Source organism: Rhodococcus sp. NPDC003383, from assembly GCF_053589115.1.
The window spans coordinates 40,442-60,644 of the sequence record NZ_JBSFRG010000033.1 but is presented as its reverse complement, the minus strand read 5'-3'; the positions used below and the strand labels follow the sequence as shown (position 1 = coordinate 60,644).

Sequence of the window (20,203 nt, the reverse complement as noted above, 5' to 3'; positions counted from 1 at the left end):
GCGCCTCCGTTACCGTGCCGCGACCCGGGTTCATCATCGATGCCATGAAGATGCCGGCTCTGCTGTCACGCAATAACGAAACGTTGCCCGGAGTGAGCGGCATTGCCCGGGTCGACAAGAACACCGCGAAGCTGCTGCGCCGGGTCGGTCCCGGCGACATCGTCGTCCTCGACGCGGTCGATCTGGACCGCGTCACCGCCGACGCCCTCGTCGAGGCGGGGGTCACGGCCGTGGTCAACGCGTCGCCGTCGATCACCGGCCGTTACCCGAACCTCGGCCCGGAGGTGCTCGTCGCCAGCGGGGTCGCGCTGGTGGACAACACCGGCACCGAGCTGTTCAAGAAGGTCAAGGACGGCGCGAAGATCCGGCTGTACGAAGGCGGGGTCTACGCCGGGGAACGGCTGCTCATCCAGGGGGAGGAGCAGACCGAGGCGGAGATCTCCGATCGCATGATCGAGGCGAAGACCGGACTCGTCGACCATCTCGAAGCCTTCTCCGGCAACACCATCGAATTCATCCGGTCGGAGAGCCCGCTGCTCATCGACGGCGTCGGGGTGCCCGACATCGACGTGGACCTGCAGGACCGGCACGTCGTGGTCGTCGCGGACGGGCCCGATCACGTGCAGGACCTCAAGGACCTCAAGCCGTTCATCAAGGAGTACTCGCCGATCCTCATCGGTGTCGGCGCCGGCGCGGACACCCTCACCAAGGCCGGCTACCGGCCCGATCTCATCGTCGGCGATCCCGAGCAGATCGGCACCGAGACCCTCAAGTCCGGCGCCGAGGTCGTGCTGCCCGCCGACCCGGACGGGCACGCCCCCGGCCTCGAACGCATCCAGGACCTCGGGATCGGCGCGATGACCTTCCCGGCGGCCGGCGCCCCGGCCGATCTGGCGCTGCTGCTCGCCGACCACCACGGTGCCGCGCTGATCGTCACCGTCGGCAGCACCGTCTCCCTCGACGAGTTCTTCGACCAGGGACGCCGCGACACCAACCCGTCGGCGTTCATGACCCGCCTGAAGGTCGGACCGAAACTCGTCGACGCGAAGGCCGTCGCCACCCTCTACCGCAGCCGGGTCTCCGGCGGCGTGATCGCCCTGCTCGTGTTCGCCGCGCTGATCGCCGTGATCGCCGCGCTCATCGTCTCCAACCTCGGCGGTGAGGTCGTCGACTGGGCGGTGCAGCTGTGGGACGACCTCGTCGAGTGGGTGCGGGGGCTGCGCGCGTGATCTCTCTGCGCCAGCACGCCGTGTCCATCGCGGCGATCTTCCTGGCACTGGCGGTGGGGATCGTGCTCGGCTCCGGGCTGCTGTCGAGCAGCCTGGTGTCCGGGCTGCGCGACGACAAGGCCCGGATGCGCGACGAGCTGCAGGCCGAACAGGACCGCAACAGTGTGCTCACCGAACGGCTCAACGCCGCGGACGGCTTCGACGCCGCGGTCGCCGGGCGGGTCGTGCGCGACACGCTCGCCGGCCGCACGGTCCTGATGGTCGCCGGGCCGGACGCCGACCCGGCCGATCTCGACGCCGTCGTCGCCACCGTGGAAGCCGCCGGGGCGGCCGTCACCGGGAGGGTGTCGCTGACCGAGTCGTTCGTCGACGCGGCCGGTGCGGACCTGCTGCGCACCACCGTCACCAACGTCGTGCCCGCCGGGGTGCAGCTGCAGACCGGCGCCGTGGACCAGGGCAGCCTCGCCGGGGACCTGCTCGGCGCGGTGCTGCTCGTGGACCCGGGCACCGGGCAGCCGCGCAGCACCCCCGAGGAACGGACGCTGGCGCTGACCACGCTGCGCAGCGCCGGCTTCGTGTCCTTCGAGGACGGCACGGTCGAACCGGCCCAGGCGGCGATCGTCGTCACCGGCGACGGCAGCGGCGGGGAAGAGGGCAGCGGCAACCGCGGGGCGCTGCTCGCGCGGTTCGCCGCGATCTTCGACACCCGCGGCGCCGGCACCGTGCTCGCCGGCCGGCCCGGCGCGGCCACCGGCAACGGCCCGCTGGCGGTGGTCCGGGCCGACACGGCGCTGTCGGCGGGCCTGTCCACCGTCGACAACCTCGACCGGGAAGCCGGCCGGATCACCACCGTGCTGGCGTTGCAGGAACAGCTCGCCGGGGGCGCCGGACGCTACGGCACCGGACCCGGCGCGGGTGCTGTCACGGTCGGGTCGGCGGCCCGCTGACCGCGGGCAACCGCCCGGCCGCGGCCCTCGAAATGTGACGTCGGCACGGATGCGTGCGAGTCGTGCACGGTATCGCGCCGGCAGGTGTTACGGTGGGGTTCCGTGGGTCCGCAGGCCCCAGCAGTACCGCCATCAGTCCGAAGTCCTGCACCAGACGTCACGGGAGCTTCTTTGCCACAGTCACGCCACTCGCGTACCGCTACCAAGCACATCTTCGTCAGCGGGGGCGTCGCATCCTCGCTCGGCAAGGGGCTGACCGCATCGAGTCTGGGTGCTCTGCTCACCGCGCGCGGTATGCGCGTGACCATGCAGAAGCTGGACCCGTACCTCAACGTCGACCCCGGCACCATGAACCCGTTCCAGCACGGCGAGGTGTTCGTCACCGAGGACGGCGCCGAAACCGACCTGGACGTCGGGCACTACGAGCGGTTCCTCGACCGCGACCTGTCCGCCGACGCGAACGTCACCACCGGCCAGGTGTACTCGACGGTCATCGCCAAGGAGCGGCGCGGCGAATACCTCGGCGACACCGTGCAGGTGATCCCGCACATCACCGACGAGATCAAGAACCGCATCAAGGCGATGGCGGCCCCCGACGCCGAGGGCAACGTCCCGGACGTGGTGATCACCGAGATCGGCGGCACCGTCGGCGACATCGAATCCCAGCCCTTCCTCGAGGCGGCCCGCCAGGTGCGCCACGACATCGGCCGCGACAACTGCTTCTTCCTGCACGTGAGCCTCGTGCCGTACCTGGGCCCGTCCGGGGAACTGAAGACCAAGCCCACGCAGCATTCGGTGGCGGCGCTGCGCAACATCGGTATCCAGCCCGATGCGCTGATCCTGCGCTGCGACCGGGACGTGCCCGACGCGCTCAAGGCGAAGATCGCCCTGATGTGCGACGTCGACGTCGACGGCTGCATCTCCACCCCGGACGCCCCCTCCATCTACGACATCCCGAAGGTGCTGCACAGCGAGGGCCTCGACGCCTACGTGGTGCGTCAGCTCGGCCTGCCGTTCCGGGACGTGGACTGGACCGTGTGGGGCGACCTGCTCGACCGGGTCCACAACCCCCGCGAAACCGTGAAGGTGGCGCTGGTCGGCAAGTACATCGACCTGCCCGACGCCTACCTGTCGGTCACCGAGGCGCTGCGCGCCGGTGGTTTCGCGCACCGCGCGAAGGTCGAGATCAGCTGGGTCGCCTCGGACGAGTGCGAGACCGAGGCCGGCGCGGAACGTCATCTCGGTGACGTCGACGCCGTGCTGATCCCCGGCGGCTTCGGTATCCGCGGCATCGAGGGCAAGCTCGGCGCGATCCGGTTCGCCCGGACCCGCAAGATCCCGCTGCTCGGCCTGTGCCTGGGCCTGCAGTGCGTCGTGATCGAGGCGGCCCGGTCGGTGGGCATCACCGATGCCTCCAGCACCGAATTCGACCCGGACACCACCCACCCGGTGATCTCCACGATGGCCGACCAGGAACAGATCGTCGCCGGTGAGGCCGACCTGGGCGGCACCATGCGGCTCGGCGCCTACCCCGCGGTGCTCACCAAGGGGTCGGTCGTCGCGAAGGCCTACGGCACCGAGCAGGTCTCCGAACGGCACCGGCACCGCTACGAGGTCAACAACGCCTACCGCGACCGCGTCGCCAAGTCCGGTCTGCAGTTCTCCGGCACCTCCCCGGACGGACGGCTCGTCGAGTTCGTCGAGTACCCCGCCGACGTGCACCCGTACTTCGTTGCGACCCAGGCGCATCCGGAGCTCAAGAGCCGCCCGACCCGCCCGCACCCGCTGTTCTCGGGCCTGATCGCCGCGGCGCTGCGGTACAAGGCCGCCGAACGGCTGCCGGTGGACGTGCACGGCGACGAGAACACCGAGGCTCCCGAGGCCACCGAACCGGCCGCCGCCGAGGTCGACTAGTCCGTGGCGCAGCGACACGAATTCGAGACCCTGTCGTCACGGCGCGTCTACACCGGCGCGATCGTGTCGCTGCGCGTGGACGAGGTGCGGATGCCGGACGGGCACGCCGTGCAGCGGGAAGTCGTCGAACACCACGGGGCCGTCGCGGTCGCCGCGGTCGACGACCGGGACCGCCTCGCGCTGGTGCACCAGTACCGGCATCCGCTCGGCCACCGGCTGTGGGAACTGCCCGCCGGTCTCCTCGACGCCCCCGGTGAATCCCCGCTCGACGCGGCCCGCCGGGAACTGGCCGAGGAGACCGGGTTCGCCGCCCACCGCTGGGACCTGCTCGTCGACATCGCCCTGTCGCCGGGATTCACCGACGAAGCGGTCCGGGTGTTCGCCGCCCGCGACCTGTATCCCGTCGACCGGCCCGATCCCGAACACGAGGAAGCGGACCTCGAACTGCATTTCGTCCCGGTCGACGAGGCCGTGGCGATGGTGCTGCGCGGGGACATCGTCAACGCCACCGCTGTGTCCGGCATCCTCGCGCTGGCCGCGACCCGCAGCGCCGGCCTGCCGCCGCGCTCCCCGGACACCGCATGGCCGGACCGGCCGCAGGCCTTCGCGCGGACCCGCGCCGAGCTCGGGAACTGACCCGGTGCTGTCCCGCCACATCGACGCGTACCTGAACCACCTCACCGTCGAACGCGGCGCCGCAGCGAACACGATCGCCTCCTACCGCCGGGACCTGGCCCGCTACCAGGAGTACCTCACCGACCGCGGCGTCGACGACCTCACCGAGGTCCGCGAGGACCACATCGGCGACTTCGTGATCGTGCTGCAGCGCGGCGACCCGGACCGCAACCGGCCCGCCCTCGCCGCCGGCTCCGCGGCCCGCGCGCTCATCGCGGTCCGCGGGCTGCACCGGTTCACGACCGCCGAGGGGCACACCCCCGTCGACGTGGCGCGGGCCGTGAAACCACCCCCGCCGGGCCGGCGGCTGCCGAAATCGCTGACCGTCGACGAGGTGCTGGCGATCCTCGACGCGACCGGCACCGAATCCGACGGGCCCCGCGGCCTGCGCGACCGGGCGCTGCTCGAACTGCTGTACTCGACCGGCGCCCGCATCTCCGAAGCCGTCGGCCTCGACGTCGACGACATCGACACCGAGGCCCGCTCGGTGCTGCTGCGCGGCAAGGGCGGCCGGCAACGCGTGGTCCCGGTCGGCCGGCCCGCCCTCGCCGCGCTCGACGCCTACCTGGTGCGCGGCCGGCCCGGCCTGTCCCAGGGGCGCACCCCGGCGCTGTTCCTCAACGCCCGCGGCGGCCGCCTGTCCCGGCAGAGCGCCTGGCAGGTCCTGCAGACCGCCGCCGAACGCGCCGGGATCACCGCCGCCGTCTCCCCGCACACCCTGCGGCACTCGTTCGCCACCCACCTGCTCGACGGCGGCGCCGACGTGCGCGTCGTGCAGGAACTGCTCGGTCACGCCTCGGTCACCACCACCCAGATCTACACGCTCGTCACCGTCGGGGCGCTGCGGGAGGTGTGGGCCGGTGCGCATCCGCGGGCCCGCTGAGCACCACGCCCGGGACGCGTGTCCGTCCACGGAACCCGGGGCCGAAGCGGTAGCGTTTGGGCAACAGATCAGTGACGCCGAACAGGGGGAGGACCGGACCGTGGGGACACCACACTCACCCGCAACGGACACGACCTACCCGGCTCCGCCCGCGTCGACCTCGCACGACGCGCGGCCGGTGGCCTCTGCAGCCGACATGGATCTCGGACCGACCGGCCGCCCGCGCCGGCACATCCCGGAACCGCCGCCGCTGGCCGTCCACGGGCCCGCCAAGATCATCGCGATGTGCAACCAGAAGGGCGGGGTCGGCAAGACCACCTCGACCATCAACCTCGGGGCGTCCCTCGCCGAATACGGGCGCCGGGTACTGCTCGTCGACCTGGACCCGCAGGGTGCGCTGTCCGCCGGACTCGGCGTCGCCCACCACGACCTGGACCTGACCGTCCACAACCTGCTCGTCGAACCGCGCGTCGGCGTCGACGAGGTGCTCATGCGCACCCGCGTCGAGGGACTGGACCTGCTGCCCAGCAACATCGACCTGTCCGCCGCCGAGATCCAGCTCGTCTCCGAGGTCGGCCGCGAACAGGCCCTCGGCCGCGCCCTCTACCCGGTGCTCGACCGCTACGACTACGTGCTCGTCGACTGCCAGCCGTCGCTCGGGCTGCTCACCGTCAACGCCCTGGCCTGCGCCGATTCGGTGATCATCCCGATGGAATGCGAGTTCTTCAGCCTGCGCGGGCTGGCCCTGCTCAACGACACCGTCGCCAAGGTCCGCGACCGGCTCAACCCGCGGCTGACCGTGGGTGGCATCGTGGTCACCATGTTCGACGCCCGCACCCTGCACGCGCGGGAGGTGATGTCCCGCGTCGTGGAGGTCTTCGGCGACCTCGTCTACGACAGCGTCGTCAACCGCACCGTCAAGTTCCCCGAGACCAGCGTCGCCGGCGAACCGATCACCACCTGGGCCCCGAAATCCGGTGGCGCCGAGTCCTACCGGGCGCTCGCCCGCGAAGTCATTCACCGCTCCGGCCGCTGATCCGTGCCCGACGACATCCTGCTGCCCGACGCCACCCCCGTCGACGAACCCGACACCGGCGGATTCCGGGTCCGGCTCCGCAACTTCGAGGGCCCCTTCGATCTGCTGCTCAACCTCATCTCGCAACGCCGCCTCGACGTCACCGAGGTCGCGTTGCACGAGGTCACCGACGAATTCATCGCCTACACCCGCACCCTCGGCCCGGAGGCGGGACTCGACCAGACCACCGAATTCCTCGTCGTCGCCGCGACCCTGCTCGACCTGAAGGCCGCGCGGCTGCTGCCGTCCGGGGAGGTCGAGGACCCCGAGGACCTGGCGCTGCTCGAGGCCCGCGACCTGCTGTTCGCGCGGCTGCTGCAATACCGCGCCTACAAGCAGGTCGCGGAACTGTTCGCCGCCCTCGAATCCGCCGCGCTGCGCCGCTACCCGCGGGCGGTGTCCCTCGAGGAACGCTACGAGGGACTGCTGCCGGAGGTCACCCTCGGCGTCGATGCCCACATGTTCGCGGAGATCGCCGCCGCCGCGTTCCGCCCCAAACCCCCACCGACGGTCGGGCTCGATCACCTGCACGTGCCGAAGGTGTCGGTGCCCGAGCAGGCCGCGCGGCTGCTCGAGCTGCTGCGCGCCCGCGGCGCCGGCACCTGGACCGGATTCGGGGAGCTGACCGCCGAATGCGAGAGCGGACTGCAGATCGTCGCCCGGTTCCTCGCGCTGCTCGAGCTGTACCGCGAACGCGCCGTCCAGTTCGACCAGCCGGAACCGCTCGGGGAGCTGCTCATCACCTGGACCGGCGAGAACGACGACGCCGCTGTGAATTTCGACGAGGATTACGGATGACCGAGAACCCCGACACGGATATCACCGCCGAACCGAATCTCGATGCGGGACCGAATCTCGACGCCGAACTGCTCGACATGTCCGACGAGGAACTCGCCGCCGCCCTCGAGGCGCTGCTGCTCGTCGTCGACACCCCCGCCTCGAACGAGCAGCTCGCCGCCGCGATCGGTGTCACCGCCACCCGCGTCGAAACCGCGCTGCTGGAGATGGCTGCGCAGCTGACCGCGCGCGGCTCCGGTATCGACCTGCGCTACGCCGGGGACGGCTGGCGGTTCTACACCCGCCGGGACTACGCGCCGTACGTGGAGAAGCTCCTGCAGGGCGGGGCCCGCACCAAACTGACCCGGGCCGCGCTGGAAACCCTCGCCGTCGTCGCCTACCGGCAGCCGGTGACCCGCAGCCGCGTCAGCGCGGTGCGCGGCGTCAACGTCGACGGGGTGATGCGCACCCTGCTCGCCCGCGACCTGATCGCCGAGGCCGGCACCGACCCGGAGACCGGCGGCACCCTCTACGTCACCACCGAGCTGTTCCTGGAGCGCCTCGGGGTGGCGTCCCTGCAGGATCTGCCGCCCGTCGCGCCGCTGCTCCCGGACGTGGATGTGATCGATGACATCTCCGAGAGCCTCGAGTCGGACCCGCGATTTGCGAGAATGGGAGGGAACTCGCGCACCGAGGACGTCTCGATCGCGGAGTTCGAGCCAGACAACTGACAGGAAAATCTTGAATACACCCGCTCGCCGTGATGGCACACCGGACCGCAAGAAGAACACCTCCCGCTCGGGCAAGACCCCGGCTTCGTCCAGGGCACAGGCCTCGGGCCGGTCGGAGGCCCCGAAGAAGGCGCACCGCAAGGGCAGCACCCCGCAGACCAAGCTGAACAAGCGAGGCCGGCCCGCCGCCCCGAAACCGACCGCCAAGCGTCCCGACCCGATCCCCACCATCAGCAACGCCAAGCCCGCCCGGCACCAGCACAGCTCCGCCGCGCCCACCCAGCTTCCCGCCGGTGAGGGCGTGCGCCTGCAGAAGGTGCTCGCCCAGGCCGGGGTCGCCTCCCGCCGCGCCGCCGAGGAACTCATCGCCGCCGGCCGCGTCGAGGTCGACGGCAACATCGTCACCTCGCAGGGGCTGCGCGTCGACCCCGAGAACACCGTCATCCGCGTCGACGGCATCCGCGTCGTCGTCAAGAAGGACCTCGTGCACCTGGTCCTGAACAAGCCCCGCGGCTGGCAGTCCACCATGTCCGACGACCTGGGCCGCCCCTGCGTCGGCGACATCGTCTCCGAACGCGTCGCCGCCGGTCAGCGCCTGTTCCACGTCGGCCGGCTCGACGCCGACACCGAGGGCCTGCTGCTGCTCACCAACGACGGCGAACTCGCCCACCGGCTGATGCACCCCTCCTTCGAGGTCACCAAGACCTACCTCGCCACCGTCAAGGGCGTGCTCGCCCGCGGCGTCGGCAAGCAGCTGCGCGCCGGTGTCGAACTCGAGGACGGTCCCGCCAAGGTCGACAGCTTCGCGCTGCTCCAGGTCAACGAGGGCCAGTCCCTGGTCCGGCTGGAGCTGCACGAGGGCCGCAAGCACATCGTGCGCCGCCTGCTCGACGCCGTCGGGCACCCGGTGGTGCGGCTCGTACGCACCGACATCGGCCCCGTCGCGCTCGGCGACCAGCGGCCCGGCACCCTCCGCGTCCTCGGCCGCAAGGAAGTCGGCGGCCTGTACCAGGCGGTGGGCCTGTGACCGCGCTGATCGTCGCGATGGACGGGCCCTCCGGCACCGGCAAGTCCACCGTCTCCAAACGGCTCGCCGAGCACTTGGGCGCCGCCTATCTCGACACCGGCGCGATGTACCGGCTCGCGACGCTGCACGCGCTGCGCCGCGGCACCGACCTGATCGACCCGGACGCCATCGCCGCCGCCACCGCCGATCTGCCCTGGTCGATCGGGACCGACCCGACGGTCGAGGACATCCGTCTCGACGGCCAGGACGTGCGCGACGAGATCCGCGGCGCCGAGGTCACCGCCGCCGTGTCCGCCGTGTCCGCGGTGCCGCAGGTGCGGGAGATGCTCGTGGCCGCGCAACGGCAGATCGGCCGCGCCGCCGAGCGCATCGTCGTCGAAGGCCGCGACATCGGCACCGTCGTGTTCCCGGAAGCGGACGTCAAGATCTATCTGACCGCCTCCGCCGAGGCACGCGCGCACCGGCGCAACGCCCAGAACATCGCGGAAGGTCGCGGCGACGACTACGACGCGGTGCTGGCCGCCGTGCAACGCCGCGACCATCTCGACTCCACCCGGGCGGTGTCCCCGCTGCGCGCGGCCGACGACGCCGTGCACGTGGACACGAGCGACATGAACATCGACGAGGTGATCGCCGCGCTGGTCGCGGTGGTCGCCGAACAGACGGGAGCGGCGCTGTGAGCGACGACACGACCATCGAATTCGCCGGCGACGGCACCTGGTCCGAGGAATCCGACTGGGACATCGAGTTCGGGGAGGGCGGCGACCTCGAGGAGTTCGTGCCGGTTCCCACCGTCGCGGTCGTCGGACGCCCCAACGTCGGCAAGTCCACCCTGGTCAACCGCATCATCGGCCGCCGCGAAGCGGTCGTCGAGGACGTGCCGGGCGTGACCCGCGACCGCGTCTCCTACGAGGCCAGCTGGAACGGCCGGCGGTTCATGGTGCAGGACACCGGCGGGTGGGAACCCGACGCCAAGGGACTGCAACAGTCCGTGGCCCGGCAGGCCGAGGTCGCGATGCGCACCGCCGACGCGATCCTCGTGGTCGTCGACGCCACCGTCGGCGCGACCTCCGTCGACGAGGCCGTCGCGAAGGTGCTGCGCCGCTCCAAGACCCCGGTCATCCTCGTCGCCAACAAGGTCGACGACGACCGCGTCGAAGCCGAGGCGGCCGCGTTGTGGTCGCTCGGCCTCGGCGAGCCGCACACCGTCTCGGCCACCCACGGCCGCGGCACCGGTGACCTGCTCGACGTGCTGCTCGAGGCGCTGCCGGAAACCCCGCGGGAAGGCACCGGCGGCGGCGGGCCGCGGCGCGTCGCGCTGGTCGGCAAGCCGAACGTCGGCAAGTCCAGCCTGATCAACAAGCTGTCCGGGGACGAACGGTCCGTCGTGCACGACGTCGCCGGCACCACCGTCGACCCGGTGGACTCGATCGTCGAACTCGGCGGCAAGCCGTGGCGGTTCGTCGACACCGCCGGCCTGCGCAAGCGCGTCAACAGCGCGTCCGGCGCCGAGTTCTACGCGTCGCTGCGCACGCGCGGCGCGATCGACGCCGCCGAAGTCGCGGTGCTGCTGATCGACGCCTCGCAGCCGATCACCGAGCAGGATCAGCGGGTCATCACGATGGTCGTCGAATCCGGTCGCGCCCTGGTGATCGCGTTCAACAAGTGGGACCTCGTCGACGAGGACCGCCGCTACGAACTGGGCCGCGAGATCGAACGGGACCTGCTGCGGGTGCCGTGGGCGGCGCGGGTGAACATCTCCGCCAAGACCGGCCGGGCCGTGCAGAAGCTGGTGCCGGCGATGGAGACGGCGCTCGAGTCGTGGGACAAGCGCATCTCCACGGGTCGGCTCAACACCTGGCTCAAGGAGGTCGTCGCCGCGACGCCGCCGCCGATGCGCGGCGGCCGGTTGCCGCGGGTGCTGTTCGCCACCCAGGCGGCCACCCGGCCCCCGACGTTCGTGCTGTTCACCACCGGGTTCCTCGAGGCCGGCTACCGCCGGTTCCTCGAGCGCCGGTTGCGGGAGGAGTTCGGCTTCGACGGCAGCCCGGTGCGGATCTCGGTGCGGGTGCGGGAAAAGCGCGTCCGCAAGTAGCTCTCCGCGGCCGAAAAGCCTTTCTGACCAGGCGATTGGTGCTTCGGTCCGTCACTGTTGTAATCTCAACGAGCGCTCGACGAGAGCGCGGACGGGCTGTGGCGCAGCTTGGTAGCGCACTTGACTGGGGGTCAAGTGGTCGCAGGTTCAAATCCTGTCAGCCCGACAGGCAGTAGGGGCAGGCCCCGGATTCTTCCGAGAATCCGGGGCCTGACTCGTTTCCGGGCCCCCGGTTTCTCCGAGCGAATGTACCGCTCGTCTCCTTGGATCGACCGAATGTACCGTTCGCTCGGAAAAAGGGGCGGGACGACCCGGAAAGGGCCGGGGGGAGAGAAGCGCGACCGCTGGACGTCGCACCCGGCCTCGTCGATCATGGGGTGATGTCGACCGTGGGCAGCGATGCCGAAGTGTTCGAGCGTTCCCGGGGACGGCTGGAGGCGATCGCCTACCGGCTGCTGGGATCGGCCGGTGACGCCGAGGACGCGGTCCAGGACACGTATCTGCGCTGGCACGCCGTCGACCACGACCACATCGAGAGCCCCGAGGCGTGGCTGACGAAGGTGCTCACCAACATCTGCCTCAACCAGCTCACCTCCGCGCGGGCCCGGCGGGAAACCTATGTCGGACAGTGGCTTCCGGAGCCGCTGCTCGCCGGCGACCGGATGCTCGGCCCCGCCGACAGTACCGAGCAGAAGGACACCGTGTCCATGGCGATGCTCACGCTGCTCGAACGGCTCTCCCCGAACGAACGCGTCGTGTACGTGCTGCGCGAGGCGTTCGGGTTCCCGCACCGCGAGATCGCCGGCATCCTCGGGCTCACCGAATCGAACTGCCAGCAGATCCATCGTCGCGCCCGGCAGCACATCGCCGCCGACCGGGTCCGCGCCGACGTGGACGCGGCCGCTGCCTCGAAGCTCACCGAACAGTTCGTCGCCGCGGCCCTGAGCGGCGACACCCAGCCGCTGGTCGCGATGCTCACCGCCGATGCCGTCAGCGTCGCCGACGGCGGCGGCCGCGTTCCGGCCCGCCGGGGCCCGGTCACCGGTGCGGTCGCGATCGCCAAGTACCTGCGCGGGCTGTTCCACCCGACCGAAGCCAAACGCGCCGTCATCGGCGGCAGCCCGGCGGTGTACGCCGCCGCCGTCAACGGCGGGCCCGCCGTGCTCGTCGAGGTGGACGGCCGCGTGGTCGGGGTCTTCTGCCTCGACGTGACCGACGGGCAGGTCGCCGGCCTGACCATCCAGGTCAATCCCGACAAGCTCGACCGGATCACCCGGAGCTGGGCGGAGACCGGCCCGCACGAGCCGCTCATCGCTCGATGGTGATGCAGATCACACTTCGATCTGTCAGGGATCGTGCCCCTATCCGGTTCAGGAGGTGAACCCCATCGGAAGGAGCACGTCATGAAGCACCGCATCGTCGTCCTCGGAGCCGGATACGCCGGAGCCAACGCCGCCGGCCGCCTCGCCCGGCGGCTCGACCACGACGACGTCGACATCACCCTGGTCAACGCCGACCCCGACTTCGTCGAACGCGTGCGCATGCACCAGCTCGCTAGCGGACAGGACCTGCCGCGGCGAGTACTCGACGACATCGTCGGGCGCCACGGCGTCCGCGTCCTGACCGCGCGCGTCACCGCCCTCGACGTGGACCGCCGCACCGTCGACCTGACCGGCCCCGACGGAGCCGCGACCCTCACCTACGACAGCCTCGTCTACGCCCTCGGCAGCGCGGTCGCCGATCACGGCGTCCCCGGCGCCGCCGAGCATTCCCACAACGTCGCGGGCAAGGGGGCGGCACTGCGCCTGCGGGCACGACTTGCCGACCTGCACCCCGGCGCGCGGGTCCTCGTCGTCGGCGGCGGCCTGACCGCCATCGAAACCGCCACCGAGATCGCCGAATCCCACCGCGACCTCGCCGTCGCACTCGTCGCCCGCGAGCGTGTCGGAGGCTGGCTGAGCGACAAGGCGCAACGCCACCTGCGCGCGGCTCTCGACCGGCTCGGCATCACCGTCCACGAGCGCACCGACGTCACCCGCGTCGACGCACACGAAATCGCCGTCCGCACAGCGGATTCCGGGGCAGAAGACACGATCCCGGCCGACGTGACGGTGTGGACGGCGGGATTCGCGGTCCACCCGATCGCCGCCGCCACCACCCTGACGGTGTCCGACACGGGCCGGATCGTGGTGGACCGCACGATGCGCTCGGTGTCGCATCCGGACGTCTGTGCCATCGGTGACGCAGCGCTCGCCGAGGGGGCCGGGGGCAAGCCCCTGCGCATGTCCTGCGCGTCGGGAATCCCGATGGCGTGGGCGGCCGCGGACGCACTGGCCGCCCGCCTGACCGGCCGCGTGGTCCCCGAAACCACCATCGGCTACACGGTGCAGTGCATCAGCCTGGGCCGGCGCGACGGAATCATCCAGCGGGTGACCCCGGACGACCGAGCGACGTCCACCGCCGTCACCGGCCGGGCCGGAGCCTGGATCAAGGAGTTCGTGTGCGCGGGCGCCGCCTGGAGCGTGGCGCACCCGCTCGTGCTGCCGCGCCACCGTCGCCTCGTTCCTGCCCGCTCGACCGCGGAGATCGCCGCCGGCTGAGGGGATTCCCGCCCGCGAGCCGGTGACGGCGAGAACAATCGGATGACGTCACGAACCGACGCACGTCGATCAGGAGGTCGTTCGATGGGTACCCAGCTCAATCCGTATCTCAGCTTCCGCGACAACGCCAGGCAGGCGATGGAGTTCTACCGAGACGTCTTCGGTGGCGAACTGACCGTGAGCACGTTCGGCGACTTCCACGCCAGTGACCTGCCGGAGGAGCAGGAGAAGGTGATGCACGCGCAGCTGGTCGCCCCCCACGGCCTGGTGCTGATGGGGGCCGACACCCCGAACGCGATGGAACTGAAGGAGGGGAGCAACTTCTCGATCTCCCTCAGCGGAGACGACGAGGGAGAACTGCGCGGCTACTGGGACAAGTTGTCCGACGGCGGCACCGTCGCGATGCCCCTGGCCAAGGCGCCGTGGGGGGACACCTTCGGCATGTGCACGGACCGGTTCGGTATTCCGTGGATGGTGAACATCGCCGGGAACCCCCAGTAGCGCACGCTACTTCACGGGCACCGCGCGAGCGTTATTTCTCGAGTTCCGCGAGCGCGGCGATCACGTACGACTCGATGGCCTCGGTGGTGATCCCGAGGCCACCGAGCAGTTCGGAGGTCGGGCTCTCGGGAGCGAGCAGGGCGAGCAGCAGATGCTCGGTGCCGACGTAGTTGTGACCCAGGCGCAGCGCCTCCCGCACGGTGAGCTCGAGAATCTTCTTCGATGCCCCGTCGTAGGGGATCAGGGTGGGGGGCTCGGTGTCGGGATCGCCGGCGGGCACCGTCGCCTCGGCAGCGGCCCTGATCGCCGCGGCGTCGGCGCCCTGCTCGGCGAGGGCGCGCATCGCGAGGCTGTCGGGGTCCGTGGTCAGACCGAGCAGCAGGTGCGCGGCCCCGATCTCCGTCAGGTGTGCGGCGCGCGCCTCCTCCTGGGACCGCACGATCGCCGTGCGGGCACGCGGGGTGAACCGGGCGAACATGTTCGCATCGGCCTTGGGGGTGAAGCGCTGCTGCGCGGCCTGCTTGGTCACGCCCATGCAACGTCCGATCTCGGTCCAGGAGGCGCCGCTGCGGCGGGCCTGGTCCACGAAGTGGCCGATCAGATGGTCGGCGATCTCGCTCATGTGTTCCGCGGCCAGCACGGCGGCGGTGAGTTGATCCAGGGGCTGATCCGGGTAGCCGGTGCGGATGCCGTCGATGAGGTCGTCCAGTCGAGGTGTCGTCATGCGTCAACGATAGGTTGACGCCACAGACTGGTCAAGGACTCGTTGACGCCAGTCGAATGCCACGACGATCGGGCCGAACCCATCGGATCCCTGCCCCGCGCGCGGCACAATCGTCCAGTGGCCCACCGAAAACCGCCCCTCGATCCCGTCGTTCGTCGCCTCCCGCCACCCCCGCCGCGCGCGGCGCAGCGCACCGGACCCGAGCCCTTCCCGCGGCACCGGCTGCTCCCGCTGAGCGGCCACGCGCCGGAGGACGTCGTCGTCGACGCGCAGGGCCGACTGCTGTGCGGCGTCGACGACGGACGCATCCTGCGCATCGACCCCGAGACCGGCGCCGTGAAGACGCTGGCGACCACCGGTGGCCGGCCGCTCGGCCTCGAGGCCTGCGCCGACGGCACCGTGCTGGTCTGCGACGCCTACCGGGGCCTGCTCCGGCTCGACCCCGAAGCCGGTGTGCTCACCACGGTCGTGGACTCCGTCGGCGGCGAGCCCCTGCGCTTCTGCTCGAACGCCACCGCCGCCCGCGACGGCACCGTCTGGTTCACGCAGTCGAGCACCCGCCACGATCTCGACCGCTACGTCGGCGCCGTGCTCGAGCACCGCGGCAGTGGCCGGGTGCTGCGCCGCGACCCCGACGGCACCCTCCACGTCGTGCTCGACGGCCTGCACTTCCCGAACGGCATCACCCTCACCGAGGACGAGACCGCGGTGCTGTTCGTCGAGACCGACGGATATCGCCTCACCCGCGTCCCGGTCGAGGACCCGCACGTGCCCGAGGTTCTGCTCGACAACCTGCCGGGCATGCCGGACAACGTCTCCCGAGCGCGCGGCGGCCGGCTGTGGATCGCGATGGTCACGCCCCGGAATCGGCTGCTGGACCGTCTCGGGGCCACCCCGCCGTGGCTGCGGAAACTGCTCTGGCGCTTGCCGACCCGGCTGCTGACCATGCCCGGCCGCACCACCTGGGTGCTGTGCGTGGGGGAGGACGGGCGCATCCTGCACGACCTGCAGGCCGACGACGTCGACTTCCACATGGTCACCGGGGTCGCCGAACACGACGGGCGGCTGTATCTGGGCAGCCTGGAGCAACCCGGGATCCTCGTCCTCGACCTGCCCTGACCGCCGCCGCGCGCGGGTCCGGGAGGGGGCCGGCCGAGGATGAATCCGGACGCTACGGAACCGAAGAATAAACCGAATCCGTGGGAGTGCCCCCGTGTTCGATGCCGACCCGTCGGGGGAGACCGACGGGTCAGCCGGTGTTCTTCGTGGCCGTCAGATAGGCCTCCGTGCTGGTCAGCTCCGACAGCTCGTCCGGGAGCGACGGCATCCGAATGCGATAGGCCGCGACGAGGTCCGCGATGCTCGACGTCCGCACGTCCCACGCGTGGGCGCCGAGCCATTGCGCCGGATCGACCCGGGCATCGTCGTAGAACAGCCGTGTCACGTCGAAGTTGCCGAAGAACGACTTGCCTCCGAAGTACTTGTCCCGCACGGCGGCGAACCGCGCGAAACCGTGGCTCGTGCCGAATCCGTCGAGAGCGAGTCGGCTACCGGCAGTGGACAACGCATCGATGCGCTCGAAGAGAGCGTCGTGCGCGGGCCCCGGCAGATACGGCAGCAACCCCTCCGCCGACCACGCGGTCGGGTGCTCCCGGACGAAGCCGGCCTCGGCGAGGGCGGCAGGCCAGTCGTCGCGGAGATCGACCGCGACCGACCGCCGATCCGAAGTCGGTTGCGCGCCCTGCGAATCGAGCACGCCGGACTTGAACTCGAGCACCGACGCCTGGTCGATCTCGAACACGACCGTCCCGGACGGCCACGCGAGGCGGTAGGCGCGGTCGTCGAGTCCGGCGGCCACGATGACCACCTGCCGCACCCCGTCCGCGGTCGCCGTCGTGAAGAAGTCGTCGAAGAACTTCGTGCGCAGACCCATGAAACGCGGGAAGAAGAACGGGAGCTTCTCCAGCGCGGAAGGGTCACTCAGCAAGGCGACGAACTGAGGATCGTTCGCAGCCTCGACGAACCAGCGGGCGAACGGATCGGAGATCAACGCGTCGGGACGTTCGGATTCGAGCGCCCGGAAGGTCGCCACCGCAAGCGCTGTGCGGCCCACGCTGCTCACGATGTCCCAGGTGTCCCTGTCTTCTCGCATCTGTATCACCCCTCGATCCGGGCAGTCCGGGTGTTGCGCGCGGCGCCGGTTCAGAAGTCGTCGAACCGCGGGACCTGCGGTGACATGTCACGGTCGCGATCCGACTGCCCCTGGTCGTGCGAGCGCTGTCGTTCCCTGTCATCGTCGCGGTCGCAGTCGCCCAAGCCCAACTGCAAATCCAACTGTCCGGGATTCTGCTCCCCCAGGCAGGGGTCGCTGGGGTCGCAGTCGCAGGCTTGCCACACGCTCTCGATCGTCCTGTCCGGGACTGCGGTGGCGACAGCGGGCGTTGCGGCGAGGCCGAGGGGAAGTGCCACCGACATCGTGGCTACGGCGGCCCAGCGAAGAATGCGACGTGAATGTGTGGGCGGTGTCGATTTCATTGGTGAAACTCCGATCTGCACTCGGCCATGGACTCGCGCGGCGAGGACCCGTGCAGGCGGCCGTGACCGATACGGTGTGCGGCTCGGGCCCGCGACTGCGGGCCGGGCCGGATCGACCATCGATCCGATTTCGAGAGTTGCAACTTGTATCCACAACAGGCCGAGAGCGATCGGCATTCCCGCTGTCGGCCTGCAAAATTCACTCGTGATGCCTCGCGCGGGTCGGTGAGATTTCGGAGCGTACGGAACACAAGAATTGACAGAATTTCCTGGCGTTACGACGGTCTACTCACCCGACATCGACACAACGACCACGCGGCGCGGTCCGATCCGGCAACCTGGACGGGACGGTCCCGGACGGGGACCGTGGAAGACATCGCACCTCGAGCGCAGGACGGTGACCGCCGTGCCGATCGACAACGACGTCTACGACCGGATCGGTGTGGGTTGGTGGGACGAATCCAACCCGCTCAATCTGCTGCAGGGCAGCCTCACCCCGGCGCGGTACGACTACTTCCGCAGCGTCCTCCGCGAACGCGGCTACGCGACCCTCGACGGGCTGCGGGCCCTCGACATCGGAAGCGGCGGAGGATTCCTCGCCGAACGCTTCGCGAAAGCCGGCTGCGCGGTCGTCGGCATCGACCCTTCCACCGTGTCGCTCGAGACCGCACAGCGGCACGCCGCGGCGAACGGCCTCACCATCGACTACCGCAGGGGAGTGGGCGAACGCCTGCCCGTACCCGACGCGTCGTTCGACCTCGCCTACTGCTGCGACGTCCTCGAACACGTCGACGACCTCGACGCCGTCCTCGCCGAAACCGCACGCGCGCTCGCGCCCGGCGGTCTGTACTTCTTCGACACCATCAACCGCACGTGGCTCGGCAAACTGGTGGTCATCAAGATCATGCAGGAATGGCGATGGACCCGGATGTTCGACACCCCCATCCACGACTGGTCCATGTTCATCACCCCCGCCGAACTGACCGCCGCGCTCGAGCGCCACGGCCTGCGCCCGGCCGAACTCACCGGCCTCGGGCTGCGCACCCTCGACCCCCGCCGCCTCGTCGACATGCACCGCGCGCGGCAGGGACGCATCACCTACGGCGAATTCAGCCGCCGTCTCAACTTCGGGCGCGTGCCCTACACCGGCGCCAACTACATGGGGTACGCCGTCAAGACCGGCGCGCGCGGCTGACCGGGGGAGGGGAGCGGGGCGGACCCCGGCCTCACTTCGAGGATGCGTCCAGTTCGCGGATCAGCGATGTCGGCGCGGTCACCCGGAACGACATGTCCAGCAGTTCGCCGATCTCGTCCCAGTCCACGTCGTCCCGGTCCAGGTCGTAGCCCACCCAGCCCGACGGCCCGAAGTAGGCGGGCAGGTAGGTGTGCGGTTCCTCGAGCAGTGCGAGGCGTTCCTCGGGTTCCGGCTTGATGATCACCGACCGGGGGAAGGGGGTGCCGCTGGGCTTGTCGGAGCCGCCGTAGACCGCGAACGCCGTCTTCGTGTGGAAGAACGGGCGTCCGTGCGAGATCCTCTCGCCGGCACCGGGAAACGCGAGGGCCAGCGACCGGATGCGCGCCAGCAGGGGATCGGCCTCGTCGAACATGATCGGATGCGGCATGCGGGCAGCGTACCCGCGTGCCGGCATGTCCTTCTGTCTCCCAGAGAAAAATTTCGGACCATACGGAACATATAAATATTCCGAACTACACAGTCGATCGGTCCACCGCGATCCCACCTCCACCACGACCGCGGAAACCTCCGGATCGCGTGCCGACGTCGTACTGTCGAGGGCATGCCGGTGCCCGAACCCCTCGCTCGCGATGCCCTCTCAGAGACCTTCGCCGCATTCGAATCGCGACGTCTCCCTCTCGACGGCCGACGCCACGCCGCCGTGGTCGTCGCCATCCTCGACGACGGAGCAGGCAACGGCGTCATGCCCCTCACCCGCCGGCCGACGCGACTGCGCGCCCACCCCGGACAGTTCGCGCTCCCGGGGGGACGCCTCGACCCCGGCGAAACACCGGAAGAAGCGGCCCTGCGCGAACTGCACGAAGAACTCGGACTGCGGGCCGACCACACCCAGATCGTCGGCCGCCTCGACGACTACATCACCCGATCCGGCTACGTCATGTCCCCGTTCGTCGTGTGGTCGGACGTCCCCGTCGCCGACCTGCAGCCCAGCCCCGACGAGGTCGCCGAACTCTTCGCCGTTACCGCCACCGAGATCGACAGCGAACCCCGGTTCGTCCCCATCCCCGAATCCGACAAGCCCGTCATCCAGTGGCCGTTCCGTGGTCACCTGGTCCACGCACCCACCGCCGCCGTCGTGTACCAGTTCCGGGAGGTCGCGCTGCACGGCCGGCACACCCGCATCGACGATCTGGAACAACCGGTCTTCGCCTGGCGCTGACCCGCCGGACCGGACCCGGAACGTGACTATGGGAGGCTGTCGGAACCCGACCGTCACCACGAACACGAGGCAGGTT

General features: G+C 70.3%; 20 protein-coding genes and 1 tRNA gene. 18 read left to right on the top strand and 3 right to left on the bottom strand.

The features are described from left to right. Positions 1 to 44 precede the first annotated feature (44 nt). The 15 genes from steA to ACWDTS_RS23530 all read left to right on the top strand — a co-directional run bounded on the left by steA (position 45) and on the right by ACWDTS_RS23530 (position 14,454). Positions 45 to 1,229, top strand: coding sequence for a putative cytokinetic ring protein SteA (steA, locus tag ACWDTS_RS23600; RefSeq protein WP_197251819.1), 1,185 nt, complete (start codon positions 45 to 47; stop codon positions 1,227 to 1,229). After that, positions 1,226 to 2,176 carry a copper transporter gene (locus ACWDTS_RS23595; protein ID WP_197251818.1) on the top strand — a complete coding sequence of 317 codons (951 nt, stop codon included), beginning with the start codon at positions 1,226 to 1,228 and terminating at the stop codon, positions 2,174 to 2,176. The genes steA and ACWDTS_RS23595 overlap by 4 nt, the downstream gene beginning before the upstream one ends. A 171-nt stretch (positions 2,177 to 2,347) precedes the next feature. Then, positions 2,348 to 4,090 carry a CTP synthase gene (locus tag ACWDTS_RS23590; RefSeq protein WP_450110781.1) on the top strand — a complete coding sequence of 581 codons (1,743 nt, stop codon included), beginning with the start codon at positions 2,348 to 2,350 and terminating at the stop codon, positions 4,088 to 4,090. 3 nt (positions 4,091 to 4,093) lie between these two features. Continuing rightward, on the top strand, positions 4,094 to 4,726 hold the full coding sequence (locus ACWDTS_RS23585; RefSeq protein ID WP_248676330.1) for an NUDIX domain-containing protein: 633 nt from the start codon (positions 4,094 to 4,096) through the stop codon (positions 4,724 to 4,726). 4 nt (positions 4,727 to 4,730) lie between these two features. After that, positions 4,731 to 5,648: a site-specific tyrosine recombinase XerD gene (gene xerD / locus ACWDTS_RS23580; RefSeq protein WP_197250246.1), complete on the top strand. Its 918-nt coding sequence runs from the start codon at positions 4,731 to 4,733 to the stop codon at positions 5,646 to 5,648. Between the two features lie 100 nt (positions 5,649 to 5,748). After that, positions 5,749 to 6,684: a ParA family protein gene (locus ACWDTS_RS23575; protein ID WP_420753761.1), complete on the top strand. Its 936-nt coding sequence runs from the start codon at positions 5,749 to 5,751 to the stop codon at positions 6,682 to 6,684. 3 nt (positions 6,685 to 6,687) lie between these two features. After that, entirely contained in the window at positions 6,688 to 7,521 is an 834-nt protein-coding gene (locus tag ACWDTS_RS23570; protein ID WP_450110780.1) for a segregation and condensation protein A, read from the top strand. Next, positions 7,518 to 8,231, top strand: coding sequence for an SMC-Scp complex subunit ScpB (scpB, locus tag ACWDTS_RS23565; RefSeq protein WP_450110779.1), 714 nt, complete (start codon positions 7,518 to 7,520; stop codon positions 8,229 to 8,231). Before ACWDTS_RS23570 ends, scpB begins: the two co-directional genes overlap by 4 nt. A gap of 10 nt (positions 8,232 to 8,241) precedes the next feature. After that, positions 8,242 to 9,258 carry a pseudouridine synthase gene (locus ACWDTS_RS23560; RefSeq protein ID WP_450110778.1) on the top strand — a complete coding sequence of 339 codons (1,017 nt, stop codon included), beginning with the start codon at positions 8,242 to 8,244 and terminating at the stop codon, positions 9,256 to 9,258. A 17-nt stretch (positions 9,259 to 9,275) separates the two neighbouring features. Continuing rightward, positions 9,276 to 9,938: a (d)CMP kinase gene (cmk, locus tag ACWDTS_RS23555; RefSeq protein ID WP_450110788.1), complete on the top strand. Its 663-nt coding sequence runs from the start codon at positions 9,276 to 9,278 to the stop codon at positions 9,936 to 9,938. Continuing rightward, on the top strand, positions 9,935 to 11,353 hold the full coding sequence (der, locus tag ACWDTS_RS23550) for a ribosome biogenesis GTPase Der (protein ID WP_450110777.1): 1,419 nt from the start codon (positions 9,935 to 9,937) through the stop codon (positions 11,351 to 11,353). Before cmk ends, der begins: the two co-directional genes overlap by 4 nt. Before the next feature lie 92 nt (positions 11,354 to 11,445). Next, positions 11,446 to 11,519, top strand: a tRNA-Pro gene (locus ACWDTS_RS23545). A gap of 214 nt (positions 11,520 to 11,733) precedes the next feature. Next, positions 11,734 to 12,678, top strand: coding sequence for an RNA polymerase sigma-70 factor (locus tag ACWDTS_RS23540; protein ID WP_450110776.1), 945 nt, complete (start codon positions 11,734 to 11,736; stop codon positions 12,676 to 12,678). Positions 12,679 to 12,756: 78 nt separating this feature from the next. Then, complete coding sequence (locus tag ACWDTS_RS23535; protein ID WP_450110775.1) at positions 12,757 to 13,953, top strand: NAD(P)/FAD-dependent oxidoreductase; 1,197 nt, start codon at positions 12,757 to 12,759, stop codon at positions 13,951 to 13,953. A gap of 84 nt (positions 13,954 to 14,037) precedes the next feature. Beyond that, on the top strand, positions 14,038 to 14,454 hold the full coding sequence (locus ACWDTS_RS23530) for a VOC family protein (protein ID WP_450110774.1): 417 nt from the start codon (positions 14,038 to 14,040) through the stop codon (positions 14,452 to 14,454). Between the two features lie 31 nt (positions 14,455 to 14,485). On the opposite strand, the gene ACWDTS_RS23525 is transcribed toward ACWDTS_RS23530, so the two are convergent. Then, positions 14,486 to 15,178 carry a Clp protease N-terminal domain-containing protein gene (locus ACWDTS_RS23525; protein WP_450110773.1) on the bottom strand — a complete coding sequence of 231 codons (693 nt, stop codon included), beginning with the start codon at positions 15,176 to 15,178 and terminating at the stop codon, positions 14,486 to 14,488. 117 nt (positions 15,179 to 15,295) lie between these two features. Between ACWDTS_RS23525 and ACWDTS_RS23520 the strand changes: the two genes are divergently transcribed. Continuing rightward, a complete protein-coding gene (locus tag ACWDTS_RS23520) occupies positions 15,296 to 16,297 on the top strand; it encodes an SMP-30/gluconolactonase/LRE family protein (RefSeq protein ID WP_450110772.1) in 1,002 nt (333 codons plus the stop codon). A gap of 130 nt (positions 16,298 to 16,427) precedes the next feature. Here ACWDTS_RS23520 and ACWDTS_RS23515 read toward each other — a convergent pair whose 3' ends face one another. Beyond that, entirely contained in the window at positions 16,428 to 17,330 is a 903-nt protein-coding gene (locus ACWDTS_RS23515) for a class I SAM-dependent methyltransferase (RefSeq protein WP_450110771.1), read from the bottom strand. Between the two features lie 789 nt (positions 17,331 to 18,119). On the opposite strand from ACWDTS_RS23515, the gene ubiG reads away from it, so the two are divergent. Continuing rightward, entirely contained in the window at positions 18,120 to 18,908 is a 789-nt protein-coding gene (ubiG, locus tag ACWDTS_RS23510; RefSeq protein ID WP_450110770.1) for a bifunctional 2-polyprenyl-6-hydroxyphenol methylase/3-demethylubiquinol 3-O-methyltransferase UbiG, read from the top strand. A gap of 31 nt (positions 18,909 to 18,939) precedes the next feature. Here the strand turns inward: ubiG and ACWDTS_RS23505 are convergent, their stop codons facing one another. Continuing rightward, entirely contained in the window at positions 18,940 to 19,335 is a 396-nt protein-coding gene (locus tag ACWDTS_RS23505; RefSeq protein WP_450110769.1) for an MmcQ/YjbR family DNA-binding protein, read from the bottom strand. Positions 19,336 to 19,509: 174 nt separating this feature from the next. Between ACWDTS_RS23505 and ACWDTS_RS23500 the strand changes: the two genes are divergently transcribed. Then, positions 19,510 to 20,127 (top strand): NUDIX hydrolase, encoded by a 618-nt coding sequence (locus ACWDTS_RS23500; protein WP_450110768.1) that lies wholly within the window; start codon positions 19,510 to 19,512, stop codon positions 20,125 to 20,127. The last annotated feature ends 76 nt before the right edge of the window (positions 20,128 to 20,203 follow it).

Excerpts from the sequence above, each read along its gene's own strand:
- steA (WP_197251819.1), top strand. The coding sequence starts at position 45 with ATGAAGATGCCGGCTCTGCTGTCACGCAATAACGAAACGTTGCCCGGA.
- scpB (WP_450110779.1), top strand. The coding sequence starts at position 7,518 with ATGACCGAGAACCCCGACACGGATATCACCGCCGAACCGAATCTCGAT.
- cmk (WP_450110788.1), top strand. The coding sequence starts at position 9,276 with ATGGACGGGCCCTCCGGCACCGGCAAGTCCACCGTCTCCAAACGGCTC.
- ACWDTS_RS23540 (WP_450110776.1), top strand. The coding sequence starts at position 11,734 with ATGTCGACCGTGGGCAGCGATGCCGAAGTGTTCGAGCGTTCCCGGGGA.
- ACWDTS_RS23535 (WP_450110775.1), top strand. The coding sequence starts at position 12,757 with ATGAAGCACCGCATCGTCGTCCTCGGAGCCGGATACGCCGGAGCCAAC.
- ACWDTS_RS23530 (WP_450110774.1), top strand. The coding sequence starts at position 14,038 with ATGGGTACCCAGCTCAATCCGTATCTCAGCTTCCGCGACAACGCCAGG.
- ACWDTS_RS23525 (WP_450110773.1), bottom strand. The coding sequence starts at position 15,178 with ATGACGACACCTCGACTGGACGACCTCATCGACGGCATCCGCACCGGC.
- ACWDTS_RS23515 (WP_450110771.1), bottom strand. The coding sequence starts at position 17,330 with ATGCGAGAAGACAGGGACACCTGGGACATCGTGAGCAGCGTGGGCCGC.
- ACWDTS_RS23505 (WP_450110769.1), bottom strand. The coding sequence starts at position 19,335 with ATGCCGCATCCGATCATGTTCGACGAGGCCGATCCCCTGCTGGCGCGC.
- ACWDTS_RS23500 (WP_450110768.1), top strand. The coding sequence starts at position 19,510 with ATGCCGGTGCCCGAACCCCTCGCTCGCGATGCCCTCTCAGAGACCTTC.